Annotated in this window: 12 protein-coding genes; 6 read left to right on the forward strand and 6 right to left on the reverse strand. The window is 68.8% G+C overall.

Annotated features, from left to right (window positions below; all coding sequences use genetic code 11):
- Positions 1–286 precede the first annotated feature (286 nt).
- From ACFWBQ_RS07855 to ACFWBQ_RS07875, 5 genes are all read left to right on the forward strand, one after another.
- Positions 287–2071, forward strand: a complete 1785-nt coding sequence (locus ACFWBQ_RS07855; RefSeq protein ID WP_385485269.1) for a stealth family protein — start codon at positions 287–289, stop codon at positions 2069–2071.
- Complete coding sequence (locus tag ACFWBQ_RS07860) at positions 2068–3195, forward strand: DegT/DnrJ/EryC1/StrS family aminotransferase (protein WP_385485271.1); 1128 nt, start codon at positions 2068–2070, stop codon at positions 3193–3195. Before ACFWBQ_RS07855 ends, ACFWBQ_RS07860 begins: the two co-directional genes overlap by 4 nt.
- Positions 3192–4214 (forward strand): Gfo/Idh/MocA family protein, encoded by a 1023-nt coding sequence (locus ACFWBQ_RS07865; protein ID WP_385485273.1) that lies wholly within the window; start codon positions 3192–3194, stop codon positions 4212–4214. Before ACFWBQ_RS07860 ends, ACFWBQ_RS07865 begins: the two co-directional genes overlap by 4 nt.
- A 147-nt stretch (positions 4215–4361) precedes the next feature.
- On the forward strand, positions 4362–5942 hold the full coding sequence (locus tag ACFWBQ_RS07870) for a stealth family protein (RefSeq protein ID WP_385485275.1): 1581 nt from the start codon (positions 4362–4364) through the stop codon (positions 5940–5942).
- Positions 5939–7927 (forward strand): glycosyltransferase, encoded by a 1989-nt coding sequence (locus ACFWBQ_RS07875; RefSeq protein WP_385485277.1) that lies wholly within the window; start codon positions 5939–5941, stop codon positions 7925–7927. The genes ACFWBQ_RS07870 and ACFWBQ_RS07875 overlap by 4 nt, the downstream gene beginning before the upstream one ends.
- A gap of 77 nt (positions 7928–8004) precedes the next feature.
- Here the strand turns inward: ACFWBQ_RS07875 and ACFWBQ_RS07880 are convergent, their stop codons facing one another.
- Complete coding sequence (locus ACFWBQ_RS07880; protein ID WP_385485279.1) at positions 8005–9042, reverse strand: hypothetical protein; 1038 nt, start codon at positions 9040–9042, stop codon at positions 8005–8007.
- A gap of 427 nt (positions 9043–9469) precedes the next feature.
- On the opposite strand from ACFWBQ_RS07880, the gene ACFWBQ_RS07885 reads away from it, so the two are divergent.
- Positions 9470–10567, forward strand: coding sequence for an LCP family protein (locus ACFWBQ_RS07885; RefSeq protein ID WP_385485281.1), 1098 nt, complete (start codon positions 9470–9472; stop codon positions 10565–10567).
- A gap of 113 nt (positions 10568–10680) precedes the next feature.
- Here ACFWBQ_RS07885 and ACFWBQ_RS07890 read toward each other — a convergent pair whose 3' ends face one another.
- The 5 genes from ACFWBQ_RS07890 to ACFWBQ_RS07910 form a co-directional block, all read right to left on the reverse strand.
- Positions 10681–12159: an amino acid permease gene (locus ACFWBQ_RS07890; RefSeq protein WP_385485283.1), complete on the reverse strand. Its 1479-nt coding sequence runs from the start codon at positions 12157–12159 to the stop codon at positions 10681–10683.
- 289 nt (positions 12160–12448) lie between these two features.
- Positions 12449–14362, reverse strand: a complete 1914-nt coding sequence (gene dxs / locus ACFWBQ_RS07895) for a 1-deoxy-D-xylulose-5-phosphate synthase (protein WP_385485285.1) — start codon at positions 14360–14362, stop codon at positions 12449–12451.
- Between the two features lie 217 nt (positions 14363–14579).
- Positions 14580–15854, reverse strand: a complete 1275-nt coding sequence (locus tag ACFWBQ_RS07900) for a sugar ABC transporter permease (RefSeq protein ID WP_385485287.1) — start codon at positions 15852–15854, stop codon at positions 14580–14582.
- Entirely contained in the window at positions 15851–16639 is a 789-nt protein-coding gene (locus tag ACFWBQ_RS07905; RefSeq protein WP_329206364.1) for an ATP-binding cassette domain-containing protein, read from the reverse strand. Before ACFWBQ_RS07905 ends, ACFWBQ_RS07900 begins: the two co-directional genes overlap by 4 nt.
- Positions 16640–16828: 189 nt before the next feature.
- On the reverse strand, positions 16829–17941 hold the full coding sequence (locus tag ACFWBQ_RS07910; protein WP_385485289.1) for a sugar ABC transporter substrate-binding protein: 1113 nt from the start codon (positions 17939–17941) through the stop codon (positions 16829–16831).
- Positions 17942–17978 lie beyond the last annotated feature (37 nt).

Genomic DNA, 17978 nt, shown 5'->3' on the forward strand with positions numbered 1-17978 from the left:
CGGCCCGCTTTCGCATGCACGAAAACGTCGCGGATGTAGCCGAATCGGAACCATTTAATTGCGGACTCAACCTTAGAATCTTGATATTCTTCACCCCTGCGACACGTTTGCTTCACTTGGCTGACCTTCCGGCGGATCCCCACCTCCGCGCTCCGCCTGCCGAGACCGACGAACTGTTGCCATGACGCGTGATGGTTGCTCGCCGTGAGGCCGAGCGGGGGAACACGGAGTAGACGAGCACATGGGCAACCCGGAAGCCTCTACCTTGCTGCGCCTTTATCGGCGCATGCTGCCGCACTCCCTGAGGCAATTTCTGGTACGGCTCCTGCCGGCCCGCAACCGGCTGATCCTCCAGCACGGCCTGTCCGGGCTCGGCACCACGTGGCGCGCCCTGCGCAAGCAGGTGAGCATTCGGCTGAGCAAGCGGCTGCGCCGCGACGCCCGCCGGCCGGGCGTGAAGCTGGTCTGGTATGCGCGAGGGGTACGCGCCGCCGAGGTGACGGAAGGTCTGACACCGTCCATCGCCCGTGCCACCAACCTCCTGCGCGTGACCGACGTGCTGGAGCGTCACGGCATTCCCTATTTCTGCGTGCGCGGCAATTCCGTCACCATGACCGCCGTGGCGATCCCGGCGGGCGAGCGGCAGCGCGCCGAAAGGGCGCTGCGGGTGAGCGCGCTCTCGGCGGGTGCGCTCCTGGCGGGCGGCGCGGCCGGCGGCAAGCCGCTGCACGCCGATCAGCGCGCCTCCTGGCCCCAGACCTCGGACGAATCGATTCTGCGGATCTGGTGGCTCCTCACCGATCCCATGGGGCGGTGGACGCTCGGGCCCAATCACGCGTGCGTCATCGAGTACTGGAACGAGGACAACGGGCTGCTCATCGCCCCCGTACCCAACCTCACCGCGACCGCCGTGGTCGCCGCCGAGAACCCGGTCCGCGTGCCGGTCAGTCATTTCACCGGTCCCGTCAGCGGCCTGGTGGACGCACCGCCGCAGGTCGGGACACGGTCCGAATTCACCCTGTCCCTTCCCGACGAGGTCAATTTCCCCGTCGACGCGGTCTACACATGGGTCGACGGCGCGGATCCCGAGTGGATCCGCCGCCGGGCCACCGCGCTCGGCCGGACCGACTACCACGAACAGGCGGTGAGCGCCGCCCGCTTCACCAGCCGCGACGAGCTGCGCTACTCGCTGCGCTCCCTGCACCAGTTCGCACCCTGGCTGCGCACCATCTACCTGGTCACGGACGGGCAGGTGCCGGCATGGCTCCACACCGCCCACCCGCGGCTCAAGGTGGTCCCCCACAGCGAGATCTTCACCGACGACTCGGCCCTGCCCACGTTCAACTCCCACGCCATCGAGAGCCAGCTGCACCACATCCCGGGGCTCTCCGACCACTTCCTGTACTTCAACGACGACGTCTTCCTCGGCCGCAGCGTGACTCCCGAGGAGTTCTTCCACGCCAACGGGCTCTCGAAGTACTTCCCCTCCAACGCACTCGTCCCGATGACCCCGCCCTCCGCCGAGGACCCGCCCTCGGAGATCGCCGCGAAGAACAACCGCGTCGTCATCGCGGGGACGTTCGACCGGGTGCTGACCAGGAAGATGAAGCACGTACCGCACTCGCTGCGCCGCGACATCCTCCAGGAGATCGAGGAGCGCTACCCCGCAGAGCACCGGCAGACGCAGCACTCGCACTTCCGCAGCCCGACCGACCTGTCGATCACCTCGTCGTTGCACCACTACTACGGGCAGCAGACGAGCCGTTCGGTCCCGGGCAGGATCCGCTACACGTACCTGGACCTGGCCGCCCCCAACACCGGCAGGCATCTCAACAGGCTTCTCGCCCAGCGCGATTACCACACGTTCTGCATCAACGACACGGTGGACGACCCGGATACGGCGGAAGCCCGCACCGCGATGCTCAGGACGTTCCTGGAGACCTACTTCCCCGTGCCCAGTCCCTACGAACGGCCCGGGCCGGACAACCCGCAGCGCTCCTCCCACCTGGTGGACGTCACCCGGCCGGAGCCTGCTTTCGACATCCCGAACTCTGTGAAGTGGAACCAATGACTAGTGACCCCCAGGTGATACGTGCCGCAGCCCCGGTGATCGGAGAGGACGAGATCGAGGCCGCGGTACGTGTGCTGCGCAGCGGCATGGTCGTTCAGGGACCGGAGGTCGCCGGCTTCGAGGAGGAGTTCTCGAAGTTCGTCGACGGCCGGCACTGCGTCGCCGTCAACTCGGGCACCAGCGCCCTGCACCTCTCGCTGATGGCACTCGGGATCGGCCCCGGCGACGAGGTTATCGTCCCGTCCTTCACCTTCGCCGCCACCGCCAACGCGGTCCGGCTCGTGGGTGCGACCCCGGTGTTCGCCGACATCGAGCGCGACAGCTTCTGTCTCTCCCCGCGCGCCACCGAGGCCGCCGTCACTCCGCGCACCGCGGCGATCATGCCGGTGCACCTGTACGGCCACCCGGCCGCGATGGCGGAGCTCACCGCGGTGGCCGAGCGGCACGGACTCGCCGTCGTCGAGGATGCCGCCCAGGCCCATGCCGCCGCCCTGGACGGCACACCGGTGGGTGCCTTCGGTGCTGCTGCCTGCTTCAGCTTCTACCCGACCAAGAACATGCACAGCCTCGAGGGCGGCATGATCACCACAGGCGACGCCGCTCTCGCACGCACGCTGCGGCTGCTGCGCAACCAGGGCATGGAGCAGCGCTACGCCAACGAGATCGTGGGCTTCAACGTCCGGATGACCGATGTGTCGGCAGCGATCGGCCGCGTCCAGCTGCGCAGCCTCGACGCCTGGACGGACCGCCGCCGCGCCAACGCCGCCGTGCTCGACGCGGGCCTGAGCGGCGTCGTCACGCCGCCCGTCGCCGAAGGCGCCCTCCACGTCTACCACCAGTACACGATCCGGGTGGACTCCGCGTCCGGCAAGGACCGGGACACGGTCTCCCGGGAGCTGCAGGAGCGGGGCATCGGCAACGCCGTCTACTACCCCACCCCGGTGCACCGCCTCAAGCCGTTCCAGAGCGACGAGAAGGCCCTCGGCTACGTCGGCGGGGACCTGGCCGAGACGGAGCTGGCAGCGGCCCAGGCGCTCTCCATACCCGTGCACCCGATGCTCACCCCCCAGGAGCTCGACCGCCTGACGGCCACCGTCAACGAGGTCGTGGAGGGGCGCGCATGAGCCGGGAGAAGTCTCTGCGGGCGGGGCTGATCGGTCTCGGGTCGATGGGCCGCAACCACGCCCGGGTGCTGCACGGTCTCGAAGGCGTCGAGTTGGTGGGCGTCGCCGACCCGGTCGCTGCCGAGGACGGCGCGCCCGGTTCCGTAGCGGTGTTCCGCAGTGTCGAGCAGCTGCTGGCCGAGGGCATCGACTACGCCGTCGTCGCCTGCCCCACCGCCCTGCACGAAGAGGTCGCGCTGGAGCTGGCGGCCCACGGGGTGCACGCTCTGATCGAGAAGCCGATCGCTCCGTCGGTGAAGTCGGCCGGGATCATCACCCGCGCCTTCGCCGAAGCCGGTCTGGTGGCCGGTGTCGGGCACATCGAACGGTACAACCCCGCCCTCCGCGAGCTGCGCGCCCGCCTCGACCTGGGTGAACTGGGCGAGGTCTACCAGGTGGTGACGCGACGTCAGGGTCCCTTCCCGGCCCGGATCGCGGACGTCGGGGTGGTCTACGACCTGGCCACCCACGACATCGACCTGACCGCGTGGCTCACCAACAGCCACTACGAGTCGGTCGCCTCGGCGACGGTCTCGCGCAGCGGCCGGGTCCATGAGGACCTCGTGGCGTTCGTGGGGCACCTGGCCTCCGGAGCCGTCACCAGCCATCTGGTCAACTGGCTGTCCCCGCTGAAGGAGCGGGTCACCATCGTGACCGGTGAGCACGGCTGCTTCGTGGCCGACACCCTCACCGCGGACCTGTGGTTCTACGCCAACGGCTCGCAGCCCACCGAGTGGGAGGGTCTGCGCCAGTTCCGCGGTGTGTCCGAGGGCGACGTCACGCGGTACGCGATCGTCAAGCGCGAACCGCTGCTGGTCGAGCACGAGACCTTCCGGGACGCCGTGCTCGGCAAGGAGGCCGACATCGTCACGCTCGAACAGGCCACCGGCACCGTGGCCGTGGCCGAAGCCGTTCTCGAAGCCGCCGCGAAGCAGACCGGGGTCCCCGTGGGGCCCGGTCGGCCGGTGGCTTCCGTCTGACCGGATCACCCGGGTGGCCCGGAAGGGGCCACCCGGGTCTGCGGAGTTCTTCCGGCGTCTCGACGGCGCACTGATGTTCTGGAGTATTCGGTGATCCATCCGATCAACGCAACGGCTGAACGGCCGAGTCGGGCCCTGCCCGCCGGCATGCACGAGATTCCCGTCGGCATGCACCGCCGACTGGCTCACGTCCAGCCGGGCCTCACCCCTCTCGCGGTGCGCGCCCAGCACCTTCAGCTGGTGTCCACCGCGCTGACCCAGGCCGGCGTGGAGCACTTCGTGGTGCCCGGAACCGAGGACACGTCGTCGGCGGTCGGCGTACGGGACACCCACCGCGGCAGGGTCGCCCAGACCCTGCGGTCGCTGTTCGGCCGGAGCCCCGGGTACATCCAGCGCCGGGTCCCCGTCCAGCGCACCAGCGAGCTGCTGCACCCGGGCGCCCGGGAGTCCTCCTGGCAGGGCCTGGAGACCGTGGACGTACTGCGCGCCATCTGGTTCCAGGCCGACCCGTCGGGTGAGCTGGTGTACGGCACCGAGTACGGCTGCGACATCGAGTTCTGGCGTGAGGAGGAGGGGCGCCTGCTGCCGCCCCGGATCAACCGGGGCGCGAGCTTCCTCCCTGTGGAGGGCGAGATGACGCTCGTCTCTCCGCACCGCTTCTCCCGGCTGGCACCGCCGCTTCGGACGGAACCCGTGCCCAAGCAGCGGCGTTGGAGCCGCAAACCGGAGGCGACCGGTCTGCCGACCCGCCGGGAATTCGTCTGCACCGGGCCGGACGAGATCACCTTTCCCATCGACGTCGTCTACACCTGGGTGGACAGCGACGACCCGGCCTGGCAGCGACGCAGGGCCGAGGCTTCGGGCGACGTCTTCCACGAGGAGTCCGCGAGCGCCGGGCGCTACATCAACCGCGACGAACTCCTCTACTCGATGCGTTCCCTGCACATGTACGCCCCGTGGGTCCGCCACATCTTCCTGGTCACCGACGACCAGGTGCCGCACTGGCTCGATGAGGCCGCCGAGGGCATCACCGTGGTGTCGCACCGGGAGATCTTCCGGGAGACGGACCGTCTCCCCGTCTTCAACTCGCATGCCATCAGCGCACAGTTGCACCGCGTTCCCGGACTCTCCGAGCACTTCATCCACTTCAACGACGACGTGTTCGTGGGCAGGCCGATCACTCCGCACGAGTTCTTCCTGCCGAACGGGGCGTCCAAGTACTACCCGGACACGGTCCGCATCCCGATGGGCCCGATACGCCCGGACGACCTTCCGCACGAGGTGGCCCGCAAGAACGTCCGCGCGCTGCTGGAGGGGCGGTTCGGCCGCACCATCATCGACGCGATGAAGCACACGCCCGTGCCGCTGCGGCGCAGTGTGCTGGAGGAGATGGAACGGGAATTCGCGGAGGTGTTCCGGGCGACCGCTGCCGCCCGATTCCGCAGCAGGACCGACATCGATGTCGGCACCTGCATGTATCCGTACTACGCGTACTTCACGGAGCGCGGGGTGCCCGACACCATCCCGTACGCCTATCTGCACCTTTCGATGGTCCAGCTCTCCAAGAAGCTCGACCGGCTGCTCAAGCGGCGGGACGCGGCCGTCTTCTGTGTGAACGACTCCTTCAGCACCGAGGACGACGTGGCTGATCAGGAGGCCCTGATCCATCCGTTCTTCGAGGCGTACTTCCCTCTTCCCAGCCCTTACGAGAAGCCGGCACCGCGGTGAAGATCGATTTTCTGGTTCAGAACGCGTTCGCGGCGGACGGAGCGACCCGTGCCGTCCTCAACCTCGCGGGCGCCCTGGCCGACACGCACGAGGTCCGGGTCGTCTCGGTGTTCCGCTGGCTCGACCGTCCGGCCATCGCGCACGCACACGGCGTACGGAACATCTCCCTGCTGGACCTCCGCGAGGGCCGTCGCCCCGACAAGCAGGACATCCGCAGGCTCACCCCGTCCAGGGTCATCCCGCGCACGCAGGAGATGTCCTGGCGCTACAGCCAGCTGACCGACGAGAAGGTGGAGGAGTACCTCGGCGAGACCCAGGCCCAGGTGGTGGTGGGCACCAGCCTCGAGCTGGCGGCCTACGTTTCGCGCTGGGGCCGTCCGAGGGCGCTGCGGCTGGGCCAGCTGCATCTGCTGAGCACCGTGCTGTCCGCCCAGGAGCAGAGCCGCGCGTGGGCGGGGCTGGGTCGGCTGGACGCCGTGATCGTACCGAGCGGCGCCGAGGCCACGGCCATCACGGAAGCGGGTCTGCCGGGCGGTGTCGCGGTGTACGCCCACCCCGACTGCGTACCCGACCCGAGGGTGCGTCCGGCCGACGGACGGTCCCGGATCGTGATGGCGGCCGGACGGCTCGTCCCCGAGAAGCGATTCGACCTGTTGATCCAGGCCTTCGCGCAGGTGTCCGCGCATCATCCCGACTGGCAGCTGCGGATCTTCGGCACCGGCCCCGAGTACGGCTCGCTCCGTGCGCTCGTCGCCGATCTCGACCTGTACAACCACGTCTTCCTGATGATGGAGGAACCCCGGCTGGAAGCGCAGTGGGCGGCTTCCGCCATAGCCGCCGGCACGTCGGACCGCGAGTCCTTCGGGCTCGCGCTGGCGGAGGCCATGCGGTGCGGCCTCCCCGTCGTCTCCACCGACTGCCCAGGCGGGCCCCCGGAGATCGTCCGCCACGAGGTCAACGGCCTGCTCACGCCCGTCGACGACGTCGACGCGTTCGGCGCCGCGCTGCTGCGTCTGGTCGAGGACGAGGCCACCCGCGCGGAGATGGGCCGTCAGGCGATCCAGGACTCCCGCCGCTACGGTCCGGAGGCGGCGGCGAGACGGTTCGAGAAGGTGATCAGGATGTCCCGGCAGGCCCGCCGGGAGTCCCGTCCCGCCGCCGAGGTCTCGGTGGGGTGCGCGGTGGAGCCCGACGGTCTGATCGGCCTGCGCCTGGCGGGGGTACGAGAAGGCCGCGAGGATCTGCACCTGGTGCTGCGCAGACGCAAGGCGGCGCGCGGCGAGCGGCCTGTCCGGCTCCCTCTGCTGCCCGCCGACGGCCTGGGACCGCACCTCTACACGGCGGTCGTCCCGCCGGGGCCCGAGGTACTCACCGAGGGCCGCTGGGACGTCCATCTGGACAGCGGTGAGGGCAAACCCGCGAAGGTCCAGCCGGGGATCCTCGACCTGCGCGGCTTCGGTCCGGTGGCGACCGGCCCCGACTGCACCGTGGTCCAGCTCCCCTACGTGTCCGAGAGCGGCCACCTGGTGCTGCGCACATGGACGCGGGAACGTCACGCCGAGGCCACCGAGGTCTGGGTCAGTGAGGGAGTCATCCATCTGCGGGGCGTCCTGTACGGCTGCGACTTCGGTGACGCGGAGCCGTTGCTGCTGATGCGCCGGCGCGGGGGCGAGGGCGAGGGGCACAGCTTCTGGCTCTCCGGCAGCTCCTCGGGCGCCGCCGACTTCTCCTTCGCGCTTCCCGCGTCGGACCTGGCCGAACAGCTCATCGGCCGGCACGAGCTGTGGGACCTGTGGGTGGGCCGGCGGTACGACCCGGTGGTCGCGCGGCTGGGCCGCTTCCTCACCGACGTGGTGGACGTGAAGGGTGTCTTCGCCTACCCCAACGCGGTGGTGCCGGCCGACGACGGTCCTGACGTCCTGGTCAAGCCGTACTACACCGCGGGCACCGAACTCTCGGTCCGCGTCTCCGAGAAGGCGGAGTAGGGGGACACATGGCCATGACCCAGCCGTCGGCCGGCCCGGACCGCCCCGACTACTCCGCGTGGCGCGTGGGTGCGGTCTCAGAACCGGAGCCAGGCTTCCAGCGCCATCCCCTGCTGATCCGTCCGCTGCCTGGTCGCGCTCATCCCGCCGTCCGGGCCGATCACCGCCACGACCAGCCGGCCGGCCCGGTCACGGGCGAGTGCGGGCACGCCGTCACAGGGTTCGCGGGTGTCGGCCCACCAGGCACCTGCGGATTCCATCTCGGTCGGATAGGCGGTCACTCCGAGGGTGCCCGTCTCCTCGGTCTGGGCCAGCACGGTGCAGTCGTAGCCGTCCACGAGGCAACGGGACAGGGCGAGGGGCCCACGACCCGACCGGCCGGCCAGCGGAGCGGGGGCGACGTCCTCACCGCCGGGTACGGGCAACCGGTAGGCGACGACCTCGCCGGTGGCGTCGTCACGCCAGAAGTGGGTGATCCTGTCCTCGTAGGACTCGGTGCCCGACGCGGTCTCCGGGCGGGCGATGAAGACCAGGTTGGGCGCGCGGTCCAGAGAGCCGCCCGGCTTCTCCTGGCGCCATACGTACACGCCCTTGTCGGCGGGTATGAAGACTTCGACGCGGCCGGACGGGGTCACGACGGCGGAGATGCCGTCCCGCACCCGCTTGCACGGCAGAGCCGTCCACTTGCCCCAGGTGCCTTCGCGGCCGCGCCGACGGGTGAACACCCCGCCGGTCGCGCTGCGGACGAAGACGTGGACCACGTCGCTCCCGTCGACGACCGCCACCGGAGCGCCGACGGCCGCCGCCTGCGCGGCGTCGGCGTGCGGGTTGCCGAGCGAGTGCCATCCGGTCATCGGACGGCCCGCCTGGTACTGGGACGCGAAGACGATCTCGACGGGCGCCTGAGGGCCCTTGCCCTTGCGTCGCATCGCGAAGAGGTCGACGTAGCCCTGGGGACTCCGCGCGACGGAGAGGTACGGGAGTATCCCGGCGTCGGCGAGCAGGAGTTCGGGGCGTGCCCAGCCGCCGGACTGCGCCGCGGCCTCGGTCCAGCGCACGATGCCGCCGGTCCTGCCGGCGGCGTACGCGGTGAGACGGCCTTCGCCGTCCGGCACGAGCCATCCGGTCGTGCGCGGCGCGGCGGCTCGCGGTGCGGCGGCGGACTGCCCGACAGGTCCGGAAGAGACCCCCCCGGCAGGATGACCGGCACGCCTGCGTCCTGAACGCAAAGCCATTGTTCCCCGCCCGTTCTTCACCGAGTACTTCCTCCGGTGCCGAACGGCGATGGGCGGAGTCCCGTGGTTTCTCTGTCGAGTGACCGGTTTTGCTTTCACAGCGTCAACTGGTGTCACAATAATACTCGACAGGGGTCGATTTCAGAGTGCTTCCTATCACAGAATGCGACTTCGAGGCGCGAACGGCGCCTGGACGAAGCGCGGCACAGGGACGACTTCGGCATACACGGACCGGAACGGCCCGCCCTCCCTTTCCTCTCCTCTCGCACGCGCCGAGCGCGTCCCGACGGAAGAACCAGACGAGCCCATGACAGATCAGACCACTGGCACCGGATCGCGGACATCTGACGAAACCCGGTCCAGACGCGCACCCAAGCCGCGCAAGCGGCGCCGCGGCCTCAAGATCACGCTCGGAGTGCTGCTCGTCCTCCTGCTCGCGGGCGGCGGCACCGCGTACTGGATGTACAGCAGCCTCGACGGCAACATCAAGGGCGTCGACATCAACAAGGCGCTCGACGAGAAGGACCGTCCCGAGAAGCTCCCCACCGCCGGTCAGAACCTGCTCGTCCTCGGCTCCGACTCGCGGGCCGGGGCGGAGAACAAGGAACTGGGCGGGGGCGGCAGCGTCAGCGGCGCCCGGTCCGACACCGCGATGGTGGTGCACATACCCGAGGGGCGGACCGAGGCCGTCGCCGTGTCCATTCCGCGCGACACCCTGGTGACCCGGCCGACGTGCAGCAAGGCCGACGGGTCGAAGATGCCCTCCGCCGAGCGCGTGATGTTCAACTCCGTGTACTCCCAGGTCGGTCCGGCCTGTGTGGTCAAGACCGTGGAGAAGATGTCCGGGGTCCGGATCGACCACTACCTGGAGATCAACTTCGCCGGGTTCAAGGATCTGGTGGACGCGATAGGCGGCGTCACCGTCGAGGTCGAGGAGCCGATCCGGGACAAGGCGTCCGGGCTCGATCTGACCGCCGGTTCGCACAAGCTCAACGGCACCGAGTCCCTCGCCTACGTCCGCACCCGGCACGGCATCGGCGACGGCAGCGACCTCGGACGGATCGGGCTTCAGCAGCAGTTCCTGCTCGCGCTGCTGACCGAGATCAAGTCGCAGGACCTGCTCGGCAGTCCGACGACCGCGTACAAGATCGCCAACTCGGCCACCAAGTCGCTCACCACGGACAAGGAGCTCGCCTCCCTGACCTCGCTCAGCGACTTCGCCCGGTCGATGAACGGGGTCGACCCCGGTTCCATGGAGACCATCATGCTGCCGGTGGCCTACGACAAGCAGGACCCGAACCGGGTGGTGGCCGCGGAGCCGGAGGCCGGCACCCTCTGGAAGGCGATCCGTGAGGACGCCACGATTCCGGAGTCCGCCAAGAAGTCCCCCGCGACCGGCGGCTGATCCCGCGACATCTTCGGGGAGGCCCGGGGCGGCAGCGGTTGCAGCGTACGGGGACCCGTGTACAGGTCCCCGTACGCTACGGCCGCTGCCGCCGTAGCAGCGGGCTGACGCCGTTACACCCTGGGCGGGTTCGACACCCTGCTGTGGCTGCGTCCGTACGCGAAGTAGATGACCACGCCGAGCACCATCCAGATCCCGAACCGCAGCCACGTCTCCGCCGGCAGATTCAGCATCAGCCAGACCGAGGCCGCCACCGAGACGATCGGGAGCACCGGCACCCACGGGGTCCGGAAGGCGCGGTGCAGATCGGGGCGGGTGCGGCGCAGGACGATGACGCCGAGGGCGACGACCACGAACGCGAAGAGCGTGCCGATGTTCACCAGGGTCGCCAGCTCGTTGATGCTCGTGAAGCCCGCCACGATCGCGATGATCACGCCGAGCAGGATGGTCGGGCGGTACGGGGTGCCGAATCGCGGGTGCGTCACGGAGAAGAAGCGCGGGAGCAGCCCGTCGCGGCTCATCGCGAAGAACACCCGGGTCTGGCCGAGGAGCAGGATCATGCAGACCGTGGTCAGGCCGATTGCTGCGCCGAAGCTGATGACTCCCGCGTAGAAGGGGTGGCCGACGGCTTTGAAGGCGTCCGCGAGCGGGGCGCTGACGGAGAGTTCGGAGTAGTGCTGCATGCCGGTGACCACGATCGACACGGCGACGTAGAGCAGGGTGCAGATGAGGAGCGAGGCCAGGATGCCGCGCGGCATGTCCCGCTGGGGGATCTTGGTCTCCTCGGCCGCGGTGGCCACGACGTCGAAGCCGATGAAGGCGAAGAAGACGACGGAGGCAGCGGTGAAGATACCCATGACTCCGAAGTTCGTCGGTTCGTAGCCGAAGATCAGCTGGATCAGCGGGGCGTCCAGGCCCGAACCGGAGGGCTGGGGCCGGGCCTCGGGGATGAACGGCGAGTAGTTGGCCGACTTGATGAAGAACAGGCCCGCGACGATCACGATGCCGACCACGGCCAGCTTGATGGCGACCACGACCGTCGTCACCCGGGCCGAGAGCTTCATCCCGAGCACGAGGATGACGGTCAGGATCAGGACCAGGACGAAGGCCAGGATGTCGAAGCCGAATCCCTCCGCCACGTCCGGACCGGAGAGCGCCTCGGGCATCGTCCAGTTGACGTTGTCCATGAGCGAGCGGACGTAGCCGGACCAGCCGACCGCCACCACCGCCGTGCCCAGGGCGAATTCGAGCACCAGGTCCCAGCCGATGATCCAGGCGACGAGTTCGCCGAGGGAGGCGTACGCGAAGGTGTACGCGGATCCCGCCACGGGAACGGTGGAGGCGAATTCGGCGTAGCAGAGTGCGGCCAGGGCGCAGACGACACCGGCGGCCACGAACGCGAGAGCGGTCGCGGGGCCCGCCGTCTCCTTGGCAACCTTGCCCGTGAGGACGAAGATTCCGGTGCCGATGATGACACCCACTCCGAAGACCGTGAGGTCCAGCGCGGAGAGGGATTTCTTGAGCGCGTGCTCCGGTTCCTCCGTGTCCCTGATCGACTGTTCGACCGTCTTCGTCCGAAACAGTGTGTTCACCGGTCTGCCTCCGTGTTCGTCCGTCGCCGCGTCCTCGCGTTACCCGAATCACGGTCATGATCGAGACGGCGCGCGGCTGAGGGGAGGCGGGAGGGGGCGATTCACCCGATGGGGCACGGGAGAGGGAAGTTCTCTCGGCCGAACGGAGTACTGGGGCACACGCTTGCACACCCGCCGGTGACGGTGGCCACGCCACTGTGCCCCCTTGATTTCCCGGCAATCACATGACTGCGCCCCCTCGATTCCTTGCGGAACGAGGGGGCGCAGTCGCAGAACCGGCCGGCGCGGGTCAGTCGCGCACGGGCTCCACGGCGCGGCTCTCGTACCGGCCGTCCAGCTTGGCGACCAGTCCGGTGACCTGACGGGCGATGTCCGGTGCGGTCAGGCCGATCTCGGCCATGACCTCCTTGCGGGAGGCATGGTCGAGGAAGACCGGCGGGATACCGAAGTCGCGCAGGGGCAGGTCCACCCCGGCGTCCCGCAGCGTCTGGGCGATGGCGGAACCGACGCCGCCGGCCCTGCTGTTGTCCTCGACGGTGACCACGACGCGGTGCTGTGCCGCGAGCGGGGCGAGTGCCTCGTCGACCGGCTTGACCCAGCGCGGGTCGATCACGGTCGTGGAGATGCCCTGGGCGTCCAGCAGCCCGGCGATCTCCAGGCACATCGGGGCGAGCGCGCCTACGGAGACCAGCAGGACATCGGGCGCGTCCGTGTCCGCCCGCCGCAGCACGTCCATGCCGCCGACCGTGCCGACGGCATGGACCGCCGGGCCGACCGCACCCTTGGAGAAGCGGACCACGGTCGGTGCGTCGTCGACGTCGACGGCCTCGCGCAGCTGGGCGCGGACCTGGTCGGCGTCGCGCGGGGCGGCGATCCGCAGGGTCGGCACGCACTGCAGGATCGACATGTCCCACATGCCGTTGTGCGAGGCGCCGTCCGTACCGGTGACTCCGGCCCGGTCCAGGACGAACGTCACACCGCACTTGTGCAGGGCGACGTCCATCAGGACCTGGTCGAAGGCGCGGTTGAGGAAGGTCGCGTAGACCGCGAAGACGGGGTGGAGTCCGCCGGTGGCGAGGCCGGCCGCGGAGACCGCGCCGTGCTGCTCGGCGATTCCGACGTCGTAGATCCGGTCCGGGAAGGCCTCCTCGAACTTGCCGAGGCCGACGGGCTGGAGCATCGCCGCCGTGATCGCGACGATGTCCTCGCGCTCATGGCCGAGCTTGACCATTTCCTCGCCGAAGACCGAGGTCCAGTCGAGGCCGGAGGTGGCGATGGGCAGGCCGGTGTCGGGGTGGATCTTGCCGACGGCGTGGAATCGGTCGGCCTCGTCCTGGAGGGCGGGGGTGTAGCCGCGGCCCTTCTCGGTGAGGCAGTGGACGATGACCGGGCCGCCGAAGCGCTTGGCACGCGTCAGCGCGGATTCCAGGGCCTCGATGTCGTGGCCGTCGATCGGGCCGACGTACTTCAGGCCGAGGTCCTCGAACATGCCCTGCGGGGCGATGAAGTCCTTGAGGCCCTTCTTGGCGCCGTGCAGGGTCTCGTACAGCGGCTTGCCGACGACCGGCGTGCGCTCCAGGAGATCCTTGCCGCGGGCCAGGAACCGCTCGTACCCGTCGGTCGTACGCAGGGTGGCGAGGTGGTTCGCGAGACCGCCGATGGTCGGGGCGTAGGAGCGCTCGTTGTCGTTGACGACGATGACGAGGGGGCGGTCCTTGGCGGCGGCGATGTTGTTCAGCGCCTCCCAGGCCATACCGCCGGTGAGCGCGCCGTCACCGATGACCGCGACGACGTGGTCGTTCTTCTTCAGCACCTCGTTGGCCTTGGCGAGGCCGTCGGCCCAGCCGAGGACGGTCGAGGCGTGCGAGTTCTCGATGACGTCGTGCTCGGACTCGGCGCGGGACGGGTATCCGGAGAGACCGCCCTTGCTCTTGAGCTTCGAGAAGTCCTGCCGGCCGGTGAGCAGCTTGTGCACATAGCTCTGGTGGCCGGTGTCGAAGAGGATCTTGTCCTGCGGGGACTCGAACACCCGGTGCAGAGCGATGGTCAGCTCGACCACGCCCAGGTTCGGGCCGAGGTGGCCGCCTGTCTTGGACACTGCGTCGACGAGGAAGGTTCGGATCTCCTCGGCGAGCCGGTCCAGCTGCTCGAGGCTGAGCCGGTCCAGGTCGCGCGGTCCCCCGATGCGGGTCAGCAGGTCCACCCGTGCCTCCTTGCGTTTGAGCTGGTCGAGCGTGCCGATCCGATGAGTCTAATGTTCCGTCGGCGGCATCCGTCATCGGGCGGCGCATTCCGCGTGACGCCGCGGGTGCGTTCCGCTTCCTGCCACGGGCGCGTTCCGCGCCGTGCCGTGGCAGGACAGAAGTACGCGCACGTGCCCGGCACCTCGAAGGATGCCGGGCACGTGTGCGGAACCGCGGTCAGGCGCGGCCCGCGGTCTTCTGGGTCTTGCGGGTGACGGAGTCGATGACGACCGTGGCGAGAAGCACACCACCGGTGATCATGTACTGGACCGGCGTGGCGATGCCTTCCAGCGACAGGCCGTACTGGATCGAGACGATCACCATGACACCGAGCAGCGCGTTCCACGTGCGGCCGCGGCCACCGAAGAGGCTGGTGCCGCCGATGACGGCTGCGGCGATGACGTTCATCAGCAGGTCACCGGTGCCGGAGCCCTGGTTCGCCGCCGCGATCTTGGAGGCCCAGAACAGGCCGCCGATCGCCGCGAAGGTACCGGCGATCGAGAAGACCGAGATACGGATCGCCGTGACGTTGATGCCCGCGCGGCGGGACGCCTCGACGCTGCCGCCGAGTGCGAATATCTTCCGGCCGTAGGAGGTGCGGCGCAGGACGAAGTCCGAACCCACCAGGACGATCAGGAAGAGGACCAGCGCCAGCGGCAGGCCCCGGTACTGGTTGAACATGAAGGCCGCGGCGAAGGCGAACACCGCGAGCACCGCGGTGCGCACCACGATGTCGGTGAGCGGCCGGGCCGGTATGCCGGCGGCATCGCGGCGGCGGCTGTCCAGGAACGCGGACAGGAAGAACCCGATCACGGCGAGAGCGGCAAGACCGTAGGCGGCTGCGACGTCCGTGAAGTAGTACGTGGTCAGCTTGCCGACGACACCGTCGCCGTCCAGGTTGATCGTGCCCGTGTCACCGAGGAGCTGGAGCATGAAGCCCAGCCAGAACAGCAGGCCGGCGAGAGTGACGGCGAACGCGGGTGCGCCGATCCTCGCGAAGAAGAAGCCGTGGACGGCTCCGATGACCGCACCGCTGACGATGGCGACCAGGACGGCCAGCCACTCGTTCATTCCGTTGGTCACACTGAGTACGGCGACGACAGCGCCGGAGACACCGCTGACCGAGCCGACCGAGAGGTCGATCTCACCGAGCAGCAGCACGAAGATGATGCCGACGGCCATCATGCCGGTGGCCACCATCGTCACGGCGATGTCGCTGATGTTCTTCGCGGAGAGGAACTCGGAGTTCAGGCTCTGGAAGATCACGCAGATGATGATCAGGCCGAGGACCACGGGGATGGAGCCGAGGTCTCCACCGCGCATCTTGCGCTTGAACTCGGTGAGGTATCCGCCGAAGCCCTGCTCGCGTACGAGCAGCCGGGGGTCGACCGCGGTGTCCGCGCCCTTGGCGGCCTCCGGGTTGACCACGGTGGACGTCTTGTCGGTCTTCACTTCTGGACCTCCGCGTTGCGCGCCGCACGACGGGTCACGGCGTTTTCCGTGGCGCCCGTGATGGCGGAGATGATCTCTTCCTGCGAGGTGGTCTTCACATCGAAGACCCCGTTGTTCCGGCCGAGCCGGAGCACGGCGACCTTGTCGGCGACGGCCTTCACATCGGCCATGTTGTGGCTGATGAGGATGACCGCGTGGCCACGCTCGCGCAGCCGCTCGACGAGGTCGAGGACCTGCGCGGTCTGCTCGACGCCGAGGGCGGCGGTGGGCTCGTCGAGGATGACGAGCTTGGGCTCGCCGAGCATCGAACGGGCGATGGCGACGGTCTGGCGCTGACCGCCGGAGAGCGAGGCGATCGGGATGCGGACGCTGGGGATACGGATCGACAGCGTGCTGAGGAGCTCGCGGGAGCGGCGCTCCATCTCGACCTCGTTGAGAACTCCGAACTTACGGATCTCCCGGCCGAGGTAGAGGTTGCCGACGACATCGATGTTGTCGCAGAGCGCGAGGTCCTGGTAGACGGTCGCGATGCCCAGCGTCTGTGCGTCGTTCGGCTTGTCGATCTTGACCGGCCGGCCTTCCCACTCGATGACTCCGTCATCGATGGGGTGGACTCCGGCGATCGTCTTGACCAGCGTTGATTTACCGGCGCCGTTGTCGCCCACCAGGGCGACCACCTCGCCGGAGTGGACCTCAAGCTCTACATCGGTGAGCGCCTGGACGGCACCGAATCGCTTGGAGACCCCTCGCAACGCCAACACGGGCGTAGCGGACACGTGAACCATCTCCTTCGCCGCCTGACCGGCGGGGATGCCGCGCCTGGGGGAAGGCGCGGTGGTCGAGCAGAAGCAAGAACAGAAGAAGCGTTCCGTCCGGCGCCCCGCCCGGTAGCGGGACAGTTGGTGGGCAGGGCGCCGGACAGGCTTCGGGGCAGACCGCGCGGAACCGCCCTGCGGGCGGTCTCGCGGTGGGGCCTACTTCAGACCGGCGGCGTCGCAGGCGGCCTTGTACTTGGCCGTGCAGATCTCGTCGATCGTGTAGATGCCGTCCTTGAGGACGGTGTCCTTGATGTTCGCCTTGGTGAGCGAGACGACCGGGACGAGGACGGTGGGAATGCCCTTCGTGCTGGCGCTGTCGATCTTCGACGTGGCGATCGAGTCGAGCTTCTCGCCCTTGGCCAGCGCGACGGCCATCTCCGCGGCGACGACGCCCTCCTGCGGGTACGGCTTGTAGACGCTCATGAACTGCTCACCGGTGACGATGCGCTGCACACCGGCGAGTTCGGCGTCCTGACCGGTGACCGGCGGGAGCTTGGAGAGACCGGCGGCCTTGAGGGCGGTGATGATGCCGCCCGCCATGCCGTCGTTCGCGGAGTAGACGCCGGCGATCTTGTCCTTGCCGAGAGCCGTGATCGCCGCCTCCATGTTGGCGTTGGCGTTGGTCGGCTTCCACTCCTTGGTGTCGTACTCCTTGCCGTACGTGACCTTGCCGTCGAGCTCGGCCTTCGCACCCTTCTTGAAGAGCGCTGCGTTCGGGTCGGTGATGGCACCGTTCATCATCACGATGGTCGGCTTCGCGGTGCCGCCCAGGGCCTCCAGCAGGGCCTTGCCCTGCACGTGGCCGACCTCTTCGTTGTCGAAGGAGGTGTAGGCGTCGATCGGGCCCTCGGCGAGGCGGTCGAAGGCGACGATCGGGATGCCCGCGTCCTTGGCCTTCTTGACGCTGTTCTCGATGGCCTTGGCGTCGACGGCGTCGACGATGAGCGCGTCGACCTTGTTCGTGATCATGGTGTCGACCTGCTGCGCCTGCAGCGTGGCGTCCTGCTTGGCGTTGGCGTAGACAACCTCGCCCTTGCCACCGGTCAGCTCGCTGACCTTCTTCTCGATGATCGGCTTGTCGAACTTCTCGTAACGAGCCGTCTCGCTCTCGGGAAGGAGCAGACCGATCTTGAGATCGTCGCCCTTCTTGCCGGAGCCGGTGTCCGTGGTCTTGTCGCCCGACTCCTTGGCACTCCCGCAAGCAGCAAGCGAGACGGCCATCGTGGTGGCGGCAACGGCAACGGCGGCACGACGCATACGCGTGTTCATTTCGAACCTCCCTGACGAGGCCGCGACGTTGCGGCCG

This window comes from Streptomyces sp. NPDC060035 (assembly GCF_042736635.1).
GTDB lineage: Bacteria > Actinomycetota > Actinomycetes > Streptomycetales > Streptomycetaceae > Streptomyces.